General features: G+C 42.6%; 14 protein-coding genes. 10 read left to right on the top strand and 4 right to left on the bottom strand.

What is annotated here, in order from left to right; translation table 11 throughout:
* The first annotated feature begins 97 nt into the window (after positions 1-97).
* Both DABAL43B_RS11165 and DABAL43B_RS11160 read left to right on the top strand, forming a co-directional pair.
* Entirely contained in the window at positions 98-517 is a 420-nt protein-coding gene (locus DABAL43B_RS11165; protein WP_079692437.1) for a PACE efflux transporter, read from the top strand.
* Positions 518-684: 167 nt separating this feature from the next.
* The gene (locus DABAL43B_RS11160) at positions 685-975 is read left to right on the top strand and encodes a DUF4031 domain-containing protein (protein ID WP_079692436.1); all 291 of its coding nucleotides are present in this window, start codon (positions 685-687) and stop codon (positions 973-975) included.
* Between the two features lie 41 nt (positions 976-1,016).
* Here the strand turns inward: DABAL43B_RS11160 and DABAL43B_RS11155 are convergent, their stop codons facing one another.
* Positions 1,017-1,895, bottom strand: coding sequence for a LysR family transcriptional regulator (locus DABAL43B_RS11155; protein WP_079692435.1), 879 nt, complete (start codon positions 1,893-1,895; stop codon positions 1,017-1,019).
* A 196-nt stretch (positions 1,896-2,091) separates the two neighbouring features.
* Between DABAL43B_RS11155 and DABAL43B_RS11150 the strand changes: the two genes are divergently transcribed.
* Entirely contained in the window at positions 2,092-3,222 is a 1,131-nt protein-coding gene (locus DABAL43B_RS11150; protein ID WP_079692434.1) for an S-(hydroxymethyl)glutathione dehydrogenase/class III alcohol dehydrogenase, read from the top strand.
* 164 nt (positions 3,223-3,386) lie between these two features.
* Here the strand turns inward: DABAL43B_RS11150 and DABAL43B_RS11145 are convergent, their stop codons facing one another.
* Both DABAL43B_RS11145 and DABAL43B_RS11140 read right to left on the bottom strand, forming a co-directional pair.
* Positions 3,387-3,635: a DUF2164 domain-containing protein gene (locus DABAL43B_RS11145; protein WP_079692433.1), complete on the bottom strand. Its 249-nt coding sequence runs from the start codon at positions 3,633-3,635 to the stop codon at positions 3,387-3,389.
* Positions 3,636-3,662: 27 nt separating this feature from the next.
* Positions 3,663-4,316: a DsbA family protein gene (locus tag DABAL43B_RS11140; RefSeq protein ID WP_079692432.1), complete on the bottom strand. Its 654-nt coding sequence runs from the start codon at positions 4,314-4,316 to the stop codon at positions 3,663-3,665.
* A 344-nt stretch (positions 4,317-4,660) separates the two neighbouring features.
* Here DABAL43B_RS11140 and DABAL43B_RS11135 point away from each other — a divergent pair, with 344 nt between their 5' ends.
* From DABAL43B_RS11135 to DABAL43B_RS11105, 7 genes are all read left to right on the top strand, one after another.
* Positions 4,661-5,311, top strand: coding sequence for a 2Fe-2S iron-sulfur cluster-binding protein (locus DABAL43B_RS11135; protein WP_079692431.1), 651 nt, complete (start codon positions 4,661-4,663; stop codon positions 5,309-5,311).
* Positions 5,308-6,300 carry an FAD binding domain-containing protein gene (locus tag DABAL43B_RS11130; protein WP_079692430.1) on the top strand — a complete coding sequence of 331 codons (993 nt, stop codon included), beginning with the start codon at positions 5,308-5,310 and terminating at the stop codon, positions 6,298-6,300. The genes DABAL43B_RS11135 and DABAL43B_RS11130 overlap by 4 nt, the downstream gene beginning before the upstream one ends.
* A gap of 2 nt (positions 6,301-6,302) precedes the next feature.
* On the top strand, positions 6,303-8,723 hold the full coding sequence (locus DABAL43B_RS11125) for a xanthine dehydrogenase family protein molybdopterin-binding subunit (protein WP_079692429.1): 2,421 nt from the start codon (positions 6,303-6,305) through the stop codon (positions 8,721-8,723).
* A gap of 103 nt (positions 8,724-8,826) precedes the next feature.
* The gene (locus DABAL43B_RS11120) at positions 8,827-10,107 is read left to right on the top strand and encodes an XdhC family protein (protein WP_079692428.1); all 1,281 of its coding nucleotides are present in this window, start codon (positions 8,827-8,829) and stop codon (positions 10,105-10,107) included.
* Positions 10,104-10,889, top strand: coding sequence for an NTP transferase domain-containing protein (locus tag DABAL43B_RS11115; protein WP_079692427.1), 786 nt, complete (start codon positions 10,104-10,106; stop codon positions 10,887-10,889). The genes DABAL43B_RS11120 and DABAL43B_RS11115 overlap by 4 nt, the downstream gene beginning before the upstream one ends.
* Positions 10,890-10,927: 38 nt before the next feature.
* The gene (locus tag DABAL43B_RS11110) at positions 10,928-11,494 is read left to right on the top strand and encodes a GNAT family N-acetyltransferase (RefSeq protein WP_079692426.1); all 567 of its coding nucleotides are present in this window, start codon (positions 10,928-10,930) and stop codon (positions 11,492-11,494) included.
* Positions 11,495-11,656: 162 nt separating this feature from the next.
* Entirely contained in the window at positions 11,657-12,178 is a 522-nt protein-coding gene (locus tag DABAL43B_RS11105) for an HdeD family acid-resistance protein (protein WP_171996351.1), read from the top strand.
* A gap of 354 nt (positions 12,179-12,532) precedes the next feature.
* Here the strand turns inward: DABAL43B_RS11105 and DABAL43B_RS11100 are convergent, their stop codons facing one another.
* Positions 12,533-13,147: a hypothetical protein gene (locus DABAL43B_RS11100; protein ID WP_079692424.1), complete on the bottom strand. Its 615-nt coding sequence runs from the start codon at positions 13,145-13,147 to the stop codon at positions 12,533-12,535.
* Between the last annotated feature and the right edge of the window lie 31 nt (positions 13,148-13,178).

The raw sequence follows: 13,178 nt of genomic DNA, 5'->3' as shown, positions 1-13,178 counted from the left end.
CAGTAAAAACAGAACATAATGGCACGTAAATAATGCGAGTGATATAGAGTATTCAAGAAATAAAGTAAGTCGATAAACAAATCAATTAGGAAGTTTCATGCGTAACAAAAAAGACCGGATTCGCCACGCCTTAGGGTTTGAGATTATAGGTCTGCTTATCTTTGCCCCCCTAGCAAGCTTAGTATTTGGTTTTGAGCTACATCTGATGGGAGTTATGGCGTTGGTCGGCTCTATCGTCGCCACATTTTGGAACTACTTTTATAATATTTTGTTTGACCGTGCCATGCTCAGGTTACGCGGTGCGGTGCAAAAAACAGTTCTGATACGCGTGCTACATGCGTTGTTATTTGAAGGTGGATTGTTGTTATTATTTCTACCTGTCATCGCCTGGTATTTAAATATCAGCCTTTGGGAAGCGTTTAAGATGGATATCGCGATGGCGACTTTTTATCTCATCTATGCCTTTATCTACAACTGGGTTTATGACAAAGTATTTCCTATCCCTACAAACAGTTAAAATTTGCCATAAGAAAATGAGTTGTGTTTGATAGTAAATTCTCATTCAGCACCGTTTATTTACTAAGACTCATTTACCAATGCTAAATAGATTAGCTAATAGCAAATGTACTAGAGTAAAAAAAACGATTTAAAATGTTTTATAGAAGGAATAAAAGGAGCTGCTATATGGCGATATATGTAGATTTTATGCAGATAGAATTTAAAGGCTATAAGTGGTGCCACATGCTGGCGGATACTTTGCAAGAGTTACATGAGTTTGCGGCGTTGATTGATGTAGATGAGCGCTTATTCCATCGAAACGCCAGCTATCCTCACTATGACGTCACGGTACAAATGCGCGAAACAGCGATCGAGCACGGTGCTATCCCTGCCAATCGTAAAAAGATTATCGAGTGTGCAAAGAAGTTGAAAGTAGAGTTATATGAACAAATAGCGCTGTCCGACTTTTCTCAGTAAAGACTTAAATTAACGGATAAAAACGCTTTGTTCTTACTGCATTAATCCAAACGCTCTGCTAGATAATCGACAAGTAGTCTAATCTTTGGCGATAAATGACGGTTATGCGGATAGATAGCCCAAATACCTTCTTCGGGTTCTCTATATTTGTCCAATAAGCTAATGAGCTGACCGGATTCTAAATGTTTTTGCACATAATAATCAGGTAACTGGACGATACCTAAGCCTTTTAAAGCAGCATCGACTAAACCATAACCGCTATTATATTGTACGCTACCAAAAACGCGCAGATTTCTTTCTTTACCAGATGCTTCCCCAGTCTCTATAAAACGCCAATAGTTGTGAGTGCCAAGTAAACAGTTATGTGTACTCAGCTCGTTTAGAGTTTTTGGAATACCATATTTATTCAAATAAGCAGGAGAAGCACAGACAAAGTTGGTGCGATGGCTGAGTTTTTTTGCCATCATCGTTGAGTCGTTTAATTTACCAATACGAATCGCTAAATCATAACCGCCTTCAATCAAGTCAATCTTTTGATTGCTTAAAAAAGCCGTCACTTCGATATCGCTATATTGCACCATGAAATCATTGATCAGCGGCAACAGTTGCTGCTCACCATAAGTCACAGGTGCGGTCAGCTTAATCCTACCTTGCGGTTTTGATTGTAAATTACTGACAGCTTGTTCGGCGGCATCTAAGCCATCGAGCACCCCGCGACAATGCTGATAAAACACACGTCCTTCTTCGGTGAGTGATACTTTGCGCGTGGTGCGATAGAGTAGTTTAATATCAAGTCGCTTCTCTAAAGCGCTAATCTGACGACTGACTTGTGCGGTAGAAATGCCCAACTCTTTTGCAGCGCGCGTAAAGCTCTCATATTCTGCCACGTAAACGAACTCGCTAATTCCATCCCAGCGCATGATTATTACCAGTGTGTAAAAGATATTTGCAAATATAGCATATTGTTATCCTTATAGAAAAAACTATAATGGTCAGCATAAAATTAAATATTTTACAGACTGCTACAACTGTCGCTTGCCTCCATTCGGCAAGCAAGATAAGCTGAAGAGGTCTGTGTTTAATAACCAATAAAATACATTAAAAAGAGAGATAACGATGTCAGATAAATTTATCAAATCTAAAGCCGCCATTGCTTGGGGTCCAAACCAGCCATTATCTATCGAAGAAGTGGATGTTATGTTGCCACGTAAAGGCGAAGTACTGGTAAAAATCGTTGCCAGTGGTGTTTGTCATACCGATGCTTTTACCTTATCCGGTGAAGATCCAGAAGGCGTATTCCCAGCAATTTTGGGTCATGAAGGCGGCGGTATCGTTGAGCAAATTGGCGAAGGCGTGACCAGTGTGCAGGTTGGTGATCATGTTATTCCTTTATACACGGCAGAATGTGGCGTCTGTAAAATGTGTACTTCAGGCAAAACCAACTTGTGCTCTGCCGTACGCGAGACCCAAGGAAAAGGCTTAATGCCAGATGGTACGACCCGTTTTTATAAAGATGGTGAGCCAATCTATCATTATATGGGCTGCTCAACTTTTTCTGAATATACGGTTTTGCCAGAAATTTCTTTAGCGAAAGTCAATAAGGCAGCGCCATTAGAAGAAGTTTGCTTACTTGGTTGCGGTGTTACCACTGGAATGGGCGCGGTCATGAATACCGCAAAAGTCGAAGAGGGCGCAACAGTCGCTATCTTTGGTTTAGGCGGCATTGGTTTATCAGCAGTCATCGGTGCAGCAATGGCAAAAGCCAGCCGTATCATTGCCATTGATATCAATGAGAGTAAGTTTGAGCTAGCCAAAAAGCTTGGCGCGACTGATTGCATCAATCCAAAAGATTATGACAAACCCATTCAAGATGTCATCGTTGAATTGACCGATGGCGGTGTTGATTATTCTTTTGAATGTATCGGTAACGTCGATGTCATGCGTTCAGCGCTTGAGTGCTGCCATAAAGGTTGGGGCGAGTCGGTCATCATCGGTGTGGCGGGTGCTGGACAAGAGATTTCTACCCGTCCATTCCAGCTAGTGACCGGTCGCGTCTGGCGCGGTTCGGCATTTGGTGGTGTAAAAGGTCGTTCAGAATTACCAGGTTATGTAGAGCGCTACCTAGCTGGCGAGATTCCACTGCAAGACTTTATTACCCACACTATGCCATTAGAAGACATCAACGAAGCTTTCGACTTAATGCACAAAGGCGAGAGTATCCGTACGGTTATTCACTTTGATGCTTAAGCTATAATACTCATTATTAGTTTTTTAAATATAAAAATGCTGCGCCTAATGGACGCAGCATTTTGTATTTTAGCAGAGTCATTTTAAAAGTTGAGCTGAAAAGGCAGCTTTAATATATTTATCATGATGCCGAAATTTTGAGGAAATTACCTTAGCAATATGCTCTAGTCTTTTTTAAAGCTATGCATATCTTCTAAGATAGCCGTAAACCTATCGTACAACCAAGGTTCATTATCATCAATCATTTGATTGTATAAATGCGGGCCTATCTTTTCGATGATAAAATCCAATAAGAACTTAGCCGGTAAGTTACCGATATCGACATCGAATTCATCACTCATATAAACCCTTAACTCGTCTAAAACGAGGACTTCCGCCTCATCTGACAATGTCATCAGTTTATCTTTGCTCATATAAATAATCCTACTAAAAATATTGATTTAATCTTGCATATTGGCTAATTGCTCTAAAATATTGACATAATTTTCTACGCCTTGCGCGCCGCTAACCAAGTGCTGCTCATTAAAAATGATTGCAGGGACGCTTTGAATACCTTGCCGCTGCCAATGCTGCTCTACCTCACGTACATCATTGGCAAAGCGTTGGTCTTCTAAAACTGCCAGTGCTTCCTCGCGATTGAGTCCAGCCTCAGCGGCAATATCAGCAAGCACTTCGATATCAGAGATATTCCTATTATCGGTAAAGTGCGCGGTAAATAACGCCTGCTTCAACTCATGCATGCGCCCTTGCTGCTCAGCCCAGTGCAAAAGCTGATGCAAATTAAAGGTATTGTGCATACGCAGCTCATCAGTAAAATTAAACTCAAAGCCGACATCAGAACCTACCTTTGTTATTTGAGCGCGGCTGGCGTCTGACTCCGCTTTACTTGAGCCATATTTTTCTGTGATATGTTCACGCATGTTTTGACCCTCGCTTGGCATGTTAGGGTTTAGCTCAAACGGATGCCAGTGTATCTCATGGGCAGTATTGGTCTTCTTAAGTGCTTCTGCGAGTTGTTTATACCCGACGACACACCAAGGACAAACCACATCTGAGACAATGTCTATGCGGAGTGGTTTTTTTAACTGATTCATATTTTTCTACCTAATTTATTATTTATGTTTACATGTTTTTTTGGCGTTTATTGTCTAAATAGTTATTAACGCTTCTTTGATAAACGCTAAGTTCATTAATACTAGGTTAAAGATGCAGCGATTACAATGTGCGCTAAGTTACCAACGTACTGTGCCTTTAATTATTATCAATATGACTCAAGAGAAATTTTTATAAACCTAGGTCTGGTTAAAAAACTACCCTGCAATGACTACAAAGTAAAAACAAATCGACATTTTTAATAAGACATAATAAATCGGTTAGCGCTATTTTAACGGGCGTTTATTTTATCTCTTTTATGTTTTTCTGCCAGCGAGAAGCCAGCATGTCTACTTTGACGTTATCAATTAATAAGCAGGATTATCAGCTCGATAATCTTGACCCACGCACGACATTGCTCGATCTCTGTCGTCAGCATCTGCAAATTACTGGACCAAAAAAAGGCTGCGACCACGGTCAATGTGGTGCCTGTACCATGCTCATTAATGGACGACGGGTTAATTCTTGTCTGACACTTGCAGTCATGCATGACGGTGATGAGATTACGACGATCGAAGGGATTGGCTTGCCGGAATCGCTTTCAGAATTACAACAAGCCTTTAAAGACCACGATGCTTTCCAGTGCGGTTACTGTACGCCTGGGCAAATATGTTCGGCGACTGCTTTGATAGAGGAGATTAAACAAAACTGGCCAAGCTATGTGACGACCGATTTGCAAAATCCTGATGGTCTGTTGGTACAAGAAATCTCTGAGCGTATGAGCGGTAATATTTGTCGCTGTTCTGCCTATCCAAATATTATTAATGCTATCTCGCAGGTTTTGGAGAATGAGATAAAAGGTAAAACTGCTTCGAAAGCGACGATAACGAAAGGCTCGGATGTCAGCGGTATTTGGTCGCCGCCGCCTAGTGAAGCGCAGCTCAGCAAGCCGTCGCAAAATAAAGCCAGTATGACTGTAGCAGGAGATCGTTCATGAAACGCTTTGAATATATCCGTGCTGATGCACCCGAACACGCCGCGATTTCGGCCAGTCCAAAAGAGGCTTCGTTTATTGCAGGTGGCACCAATTTATTAGATTTAATGAAGCTAGAGATTGAAACCCCTATCAAGCTGGTCGATGTGACTCGCTTAGAACTACAGCAAGTAGAAACGACTAATGACGGTGGGCTACGTATCGGTACGCTGGTAACTAATAGCGATTTGGCAGCGCATCCGCAAGTGATTGCCAATTATCCGATATTATCACGAGCGATACTGGCTGGCGCGACTGGGCAACTGCGTAATAAAGCCACCACGGGCGGCAATTTTTTACAGCGTACCCGTTGCTATTACTTTTATCAGACTGACAGTCCTTGTAATAAGCGCAATCCTGGTACTGGTTGTCCGGCTATCAATGGCGAGAACCGCACCCTTGCCATATTGGGTACGAGCGACGCTTGTATTGCTCAGCACCCCTCCGATATGGCTGTTGCGATGCGTTTACTCGATGCGACAATTGAAACGATTAAAGCGGATGGTAGTAAACGCAACATTGCGATCAAAGACTTTTATTGCCTGCCAAAAGACACGCCTAATATCGAAACTGTTTTAGAGTCTGGCGAGCTTATTACGCATGTAGTCCTGCCAGCGCCTATAAAAGGCAGCCACACTTATGACAAAGTTCGCGACCGCGCCTCTTATGCTTTTGCATTGATATCGTGCGCTGCCGTGATAAATGTTAATGATAAAGGTGATTTAGAAACAGTACGTTTGGCGTTTGGCGGTATTGGCACTCAGCCGTGGCGTAATGAAGCGGTTGAAGCCTTATTAACGGATACTAAAGGCGATAACGATACTATTGAGCAGGCAGCAGATTTATTACTAAAAGAAGCCAAAGGTCATGGGCAAAACGACTTTAAAATACCACTGACACGCCGTCTATTAAAACAAGTTATTCAGCGCGCCTTAGCGGGCGAGGGAGCATAATCATGTCATTACTAGACTCAGTACTTCCATCAGAACCCACCAAAAAAATGATGATGAATGAGCCTGTCGAAACCTTGTTTAACAAAACGGCAAGCAATTTGGTTGGTAAACCCATTAACCGTGTCGACGGCTCATTAAAGGTTAGCGGACAAGCGCCTTATTCGGCAGAGATTTATCGAGAAAATCAAGTTTATGGTGTGTTAGTCAGTGCCAAGATTGCCAGAGGTCAGATTAAGAATATCGATAGTAGCGCTTTAGACGATATTCCTGGCATTATCAAAGTGGTGACTGATCCCAAGCACTTTTTGCGTAATGCTCAGCAAGGCGGCGAAACCAAAGCCCCAACACAGGGCGTTAGTGAGATTTTTTATCATGGTCAGCCGATTGCCGTGGTAGTTGCTGAAACCTTTGAAGCAGCGACAGAAGGCGCAAATGCCCTGAAGGTTAGTTATAAAGATGAGACTGAGCAAGCGGCCTTAAATTTTACCAAAGAGCTTACTAATGCTCATGATATTGATGAGAAAAAAGGCTCAGATAAAAATGCGATAAACGGTGACCCAGAGCAAGGACTGGCTGATTCAGCCGTTACCCTTGATCGCTTTTATCATACCCCAAGCCAAAGTAATTCTCCTATGGAACCACATGCTACTTTGGCTTATTGGGAAGATGATAAGCTCATCATGTACACCTCAAACCAAATGATTGCGCCTTGCAAACAGCAAGTTATGGACGCCTTAGACTTGAATAAGGACCAAGTACAACTTATTTCTTATTATGTCGGTGGCGGCTTTGGCAGTAAGCTCGGTATTGCCCCTGAATCAATTGCGGCCGCTATTTCTGCAAAAGAGTTGGGTCGCCCTGTGCTAATTAGTATGACGCGCCCGCAAGTCATGGAAGCGACAGTAAGACGCTCAAACACCCGTCAGCGTATTGCTATTGGCTGTGATAAAGATGGTGTCATCAATACCATGATTCACGATACTGTTACCAGTAATTTACCCGGAGAGGCATTTTTTGAACCCACTGCTTTGTCTACTAAGTATTTATACCGCGGTGAAAATCGTCGGGTAAATTATAAAAAAGTAGATATGAACCAAGTACTATCAGGCTCAATGCGTGCCCCCGGTGAAGCAGTAGGTATGATTGCCGTTGAATGTGCGATGGACGAATTGGCCTCTCAGTTGAATATCGATCCCATTGAGCTGCGCCGCCGTAATGAGCCTGAGCAAGACCCGAGCCAAGATATTCCGTTTTCGACGCGCCAGCTCGTTGCCTGTATGGAGCAAGGGGCAGAGCAGTTCGGCTGGGATAAGCGCAATGCCAAACCTGCTAGTCAATTGGAGGGGGATTGGTGGATTGGCACAGGAATGGCGGCATCTGCTCGTGGTAACCAGTTAAAACCTTCGGAAGCGCGGGCAACTTTGCAAGTTGATGACTCAAAAGAGCTTGGCATCAAGGCTATCATCGAAACCGATATGACAGATATTGGTACTGGCTCTTATACGGTATTCTCTCAGGTAGCGGCTGATTTGTTGGGTTTACCGATAGATCATATCGAGATGAAGTTGGGCGATAGTGAACTGCCGCCTGCTTCAGGTTCGGGTGGTAGTGTGGGCGCAGCAAGTGCTGGTAGTGGTGTTTATTTAGCTTGTGAGCAACTGCGTGAAATGCTGGCAGACAAAGTCGGTCTTTATCCCGATACCATCCAGTTTGATAACGGGCAAATCAAGCAAGCAGGCGACCATAATCCCAGCATGACAGAAGCTGCTATCGAGACCGTTAAAGATAGAGCAGAAGATTTAAAAAATACAGTAACCGAAAAAACAGGTTTATCCCTACCAAAAGCTTTCAATGAAAAATACGACTTTAGGAACTTCCAGTCTTATGCCTTAGCCGATATCGTTGCGACATACGATGAACAAAAGATTAGCGCCAAAGGACAAATCAAACCTGGTAAAAATGCCAAAAGCCATCGCCAAGCATCTTTTGGTGCTAACTTCGCAGAAGTAGCAGTGCATAGAGTCACCGGTGAGATTCGAGTCAAACGAATGACCGGTGCATTCGCCGCTGGGCGTATTCTTAATCATAAAACGGCCACCTCACAGTGCTACGGCGGTATGGTGTTTGGCATTGGTTCAGCTTTGATGGAAGAGGTCATCCATGATAAGCGTGACGGTCGCTTATGTAACCATGACCTTGCTGAATATCATATTCCAGTCAATGCTGACGTACCGCAATTGGAGGTTATATTAGTCGAAGAAGATGACCCTTATACTAACCCCATGCATATCAAAGGAATAGGCGAGACTGCAATATCAGGCGCGGCTGCGGCTATTGCCAACGCTATCTATAATGCGGTTGGGGTTCGTGTTTATGATTTTCCCATCACGCTTGATAAGCTGCTTTATGAGCTACCAGAGTAGGTGTATTAGTCAAACAGAGTAATTAAAGAAGCCCGTTAGCTATAGCAGTTAGCGGGTTTTATAAACTGATGATTATAGTTCTAGATAGAAAATAAGAGGAAATATGAATCAGGTCGCTGATATTCTTAAGCTGGCAAGCACAGCGCAGGAGAAAAATGTTGACGCAGTGCTGGCGACAGTGGTGCGTACGGAAGGCTCGGCATATCGCCGTACGGGCGCGATGATGCTTATCTGCGCAGATGGACGCTCTGTTGGCATGATTAGTGGCGGTTGCCTTGAGCCACATATCATCAAACGCGCCTTTTGGTTGACTCGCAACGGTGCAAATGTGCAGGTTTACCAAACGGGTGACGAACAGGCGGATGAAGACCATGAAATTGAAGAGCATGAACTTAGTGGTAATAGTTATTTAGACAATGAGCTAAATTTTGGTTTAGGCTGTAATGGAAAGGTACACGTATTATTTGAGCGTTTAAAAGCTGCGCTGCCCTTATTAGATATCATTCGCCACGTTCGCCGTACCCAGCAGCCGGCAACGATAGCGACTTTAATTCGCTCGGGTAGCAATGATATTGAACAGTTACCAATTGGTATGCGAGTTGATATAGAGACTTATATCGATAGTGGAAAAATAACGGTTATTGATGGTGATAGTATTTCTAATCAAGCTTTATCTGAGGGTGAGGGGTCAAGTACTGTTACTCATGTGCTTAGAGATACAGTTGAAGCGCTATCAACGTATGAAGTGTCTGATAAAAATACTGAATATGTTATCTTGAAAAATGGTGGTTTAACGACAGAGTGGCTACTACAACGTTTACAACCACAACTACGTTTGCTTATTTGCGGTGCCGGTAACGATGTGATGCCACTGGTGACCATGGCAAAGCTGCAAGACTGGCATGTCACTATCATCGATAGCCGCGCACAATATGCATCTCGTCTACACTTTCCTCAAGCTGATATCGTAATGCCACTGTCATTAGATGATCACGAACAATTGCTTAAACTGAGTGATAATGCAGCGGTAGCTTTGATGTCACATAGTCTTACTCAAGATCGTGCTCGTCTTTCAGTATTATTGGAGCATTCGACCCATTATAAATACCTTGGTCAATTAGGTCCGCGTTATCGTACTGAACGCCTAATTAATGAGATTAATGCCGTCAAAAAAAATCCTACTGCCTTAAAGGATGGTATTAGCAAACTACACTATCCTATCGGCTATAAGTTAGGTGGAGACGGACCTGAAGCATTGGCACTAGGTATCATGGCACAAGTAAATGCAGTGATGTATGGTCAAAAGGCACCAGCAGAGTTTTCAGCTAACGAACTTTCAGATACCGCAGCCATGAGCAGTATTGCAACGCTGAGCTGCGTATGAATAAGGATAAATCGACAACAGTAGAAGCTAAAACACAGCAGCTAAATGGTGTGCAACAGCAAAGCTATACTCAACATAAAACCCATCCACCACATAACAGCCACGCCATCATTATATTAGCAAGTGGCTTGAGTCGCCGTCTTGGTCAAGCTAAGCAATTACTTTGCAAAAATGGCGAGCCATTAATCAGTCATATGCTTAAATTGGCATTGAGCACTCAGCCACAAACTATCATCGTTGTCATTCCTAGAGAAAACCTGTGCATTGCTAATGCAATTGAACCGTTAGCCGCTCAGCACCCAATGATTCATACGGTCATCAATCCAACACCTAAAATGGGTATGGCGCAGAGCTTGCGTTTAGGTGTCGATGCATTAACTGACCTTGATAATCGTCTTTTAAATCGAGTATTAATCATGGGGATTGACCAAGTACTCTTAGATCAGCAGCATTTAATCGAATTATTAGCAGGTAAGCAGGCTGTGGTGGCAAGCAGCTATAGTGGCGATAGTGACTGGCAGTACTTTGATAAGTTGCCACTAAATAAAATGCCATTCGATAAACCACCTAAAAAAAATATCATCGGCGTACCTTTGGTGATTAATTATGAGCTACTTAAACAATGGCAGTCAGAATTAGTTGGTGATAAGGGACTGCGTCATCTCATTCGAGGATTGCCACCCAAGCAAATACAGGTAGTTATCAATCATCAGCTCAATTATGATATCGATACGCCTGAACAACTTGCTTATGCCAAGCAACAAGGCTGGATTGATAAATAAGAGTAATGAGCACTTTAATGAGCGCTATCGAGTACTAAATGACATGCTATATAGAAACAGAGCGGCTTTATCTTAGACAATGGCAATCAAGCGATTTTGCAATATTTGCTAAGATGAACGCTGATCCAGAAGTGATGAAGTATTTCGCCAAATTATTGTCAGCTACCGTGAGTGATATCATTGCGACTAAATGCCAGCAGCTGATTAAAGATAACGGTTGGGGATTTTGGGCGCTAAGTTTAAAAGACTGTTCAGAAAACAGTGATGTCTTTATCGGTTTTGTCGGCTTGAATCAGACGCATGCTGATATGTCTTTTGCACCTTGTGTCGAGATCGCTTGGCGACTGCGCAAAGATTTTTGGGGACGAGGCTATGCTACTGAAGCCGCGCGTGCGTCTTTGGATTTCGCTTTTACTGAGCTGGCACTTGATGAGGTAGTTGTATTTACTGCTGTGATTAATCAGCGCTCACAACTTATTATGGAGCGTATCGGCATGACTGATACGCAGGACAATTTTTACCATCCTGCGCTCAAATCTAAGCATCCGCTTGCTGAGCATGTACTGTATAAAATTACGCGTCAGCAGTGGAATAGTATGGACTGATTTTGATAAACCATCATAAACAGTTAGCAGGCTTATGAATATAATACAACGCCCAGACCTTGATCTTAACAGGACTATTCGAATATATTACCACCGTCATACAAGATGAAAAACGCGCTACGATATAATATACTTTCTATTAAACATAAAGTAAGGTGTTTTATGAGTCGTACATTGTGGCTGGTGGTTGGTATTATCAGTATCCTTGGCGGTATATTTGCGTTTTTTAATCCTCTTAGTGCCACTTTCGCCGCTGAACAATTAGCAGGGTTTACCTTCCTTCTCGTCGGTATTTTACAGTTTATCGCACTATTTCGTGCGCATAGTACGACTGGTAAAGTACTTGCTGCCATCGGTGGTGTATTGGGTATATTGATTGGTATTGAGCTACTACAAAACCCGTTGCAAGGCATATTAACTTTGACGATGGTGATTGCTATTTTGTTTATGGCAACAGGTATTGTTAGAGTCATTGTCGCTTTTGGGCTACGCAAGACAGTGGCTTTCATACCCTTATTAATCTCAGGACTTATCTCGATTGCTTTAGCTATTATGATATTTATCGGCTATCCGCAGTCAGCGACTTATATCCTTGGTGTGCTATTGGCAGTTGAGCTGATCTCTAATGGCATATCACTCATCATGTATTCACGTGTACAACCGCCTTTGGTTCGAAACATGTAGGTTTCGGTTATACCCAATTCAATATAAAAGAGGTACGTTAAAAATAGCGTTATACTGGGATAAATCTTCCTCGCTTGCTGTGTGCTTCGCACTCCAGAGGCTTCGCAAAATTTATCTCAGTTGCACTGTATTCTTTTCAAATTGAATCGACTATATAAAAAATATTAAAAGACTCCTTAAAATGGGGTCTTTTTTGTGCTTGTACGTTATTAATAAAGGCTTCAATTTCATTAATACATTTTTTAATCCCATAAAAAAATGCGCCTATTATTTATAATAAGGCGCACTTAATAGCTTAGATTTTCGGACTTTTTAATGCAGTTGACTTCATTCGGTAGTATTAATTTATGAGTTCTAACTCAGAAATCTAAGCCCAGAAGTTTTTAATGCCCAGACCAGCTCAACAAAGGCACGATTATTGGTCAAAGGTTCGCCATCAATGATGAGCACGTAGCCTGAACCATCAATCCATAAGAACACAAAGCTGGTCTCAGGAATCAGTAAATCAACTTGCTGAAAGAATGAGATAGCTTGACTTTCTACGGCCCAGCCGCGTTGTTTTTGGCGTAGCATAAAGCCCGAAAAGTCAGCAGCAGCCACACTAAGCATGTCTGCTTCTTCTTGGCTATAGCCTATCCGCGCTAGGCAAAACCCTTCATCAGAGCCAATCGCTGCACGGCGTTTACCGGACAAGCTCGATACTACATAAGGTAAAAACTGGTCTAATGGCAAATTGGGAGCGGGCAAGAATAGCGACAGCTTCTCGATCCAGCCGTGTTCTAAAAAGCTATCTAACCACTCATCAGAATAGCGTTCGAGCCAGTCAGCGGCTAGCAAAGTCTCGTTATAGGATAATAAATCTTGTAATGATAGCTGTTCAGCAGTTGGCTCACTTTGTGAAAAGGCCTCAAAAATACCGGCTGGAGTCAAGGTCAGATACGTTTTATCAGCGTTTAAATAAGAGGACATAACAGCTACCATTCAAATGAAGTTTTATGAG

This window comes from Psychrobacter sp. DAB_AL43B (assembly GCF_900168255.1).
GTDB lineage: Bacteria > Pseudomonadota > Gammaproteobacteria > Pseudomonadales > Moraxellaceae > Psychrobacter.
Note: the sequence above shows the minus strand (reverse complement) of the source record. Positions and strands in the feature narration are given on the sequence as shown.

Coding starts and splice junctions, on each gene's coding strand:
- DABAL43B_RS11165 (WP_079692437.1), top strand. CDS start 98: ATGCGTAACAAAAAAGACCGGATTCGCCACGCCTTAGGGTTTGAGATT.
- DABAL43B_RS11160 (WP_079692436.1), top strand. CDS start 685: ATGGCGATATATGTAGATTTTATGCAGATAGAATTTAAAGGCTATAAG.
- DABAL43B_RS11155 (WP_079692435.1), bottom strand. CDS start 1,895: ATGCGCTGGGATGGAATTAGCGAGTTCGTTTACGTGGCAGAATATGAG.
- DABAL43B_RS11150 (WP_079692434.1), top strand. CDS start 2,092: ATGTCAGATAAATTTATCAAATCTAAAGCCGCCATTGCTTGGGGTCCA.
- DABAL43B_RS11145 (WP_079692433.1), bottom strand. CDS start 3,635: ATGAGCAAAGATAAACTGATGACATTGTCAGATGAGGCGGAAGTCCTC.
- DABAL43B_RS11140 (WP_079692432.1), bottom strand. CDS start 4,316: ATGAATCAGTTAAAAAAACCACTCCGCATAGACATTGTCTCAGATGTG.
- DABAL43B_RS11135 (WP_079692431.1), top strand. CDS start 4,661: ATGTCTACTTTGACGTTATCAATTAATAAGCAGGATTATCAGCTCGAT.
- DABAL43B_RS11130 (WP_079692430.1), top strand. CDS start 5,308: ATGAAACGCTTTGAATATATCCGTGCTGATGCACCCGAACACGCCGCG.
- DABAL43B_RS11125 (WP_079692429.1), top strand. CDS start 6,303: ATGTCATTACTAGACTCAGTACTTCCATCAGAACCCACCAAAAAAATG.
- DABAL43B_RS11120 (WP_079692428.1), top strand. CDS start 8,827: ATGAATCAGGTCGCTGATATTCTTAAGCTGGCAAGCACAGCGCAGGAG.
- DABAL43B_RS11115 (WP_079692427.1), top strand. CDS start 10,104: ATGAATAAGGATAAATCGACAACAGTAGAAGCTAAAACACAGCAGCTA.
- DABAL43B_RS11110 (WP_079692426.1), top strand. CDS start 10,928: ATGACATGCTATATAGAAACAGAGCGGCTTTATCTTAGACAATGGCAA.
- DABAL43B_RS11105 (WP_171996351.1), top strand. CDS start 11,657: ATGAGTCGTACATTGTGGCTGGTGGTTGGTATTATCAGTATCCTTGGC.
- DABAL43B_RS11100 (WP_079692424.1), bottom strand. CDS start 13,147: ATGTCCTCTTATTTAAACGCTGATAAAACGTATCTGACCTTGACTCCA.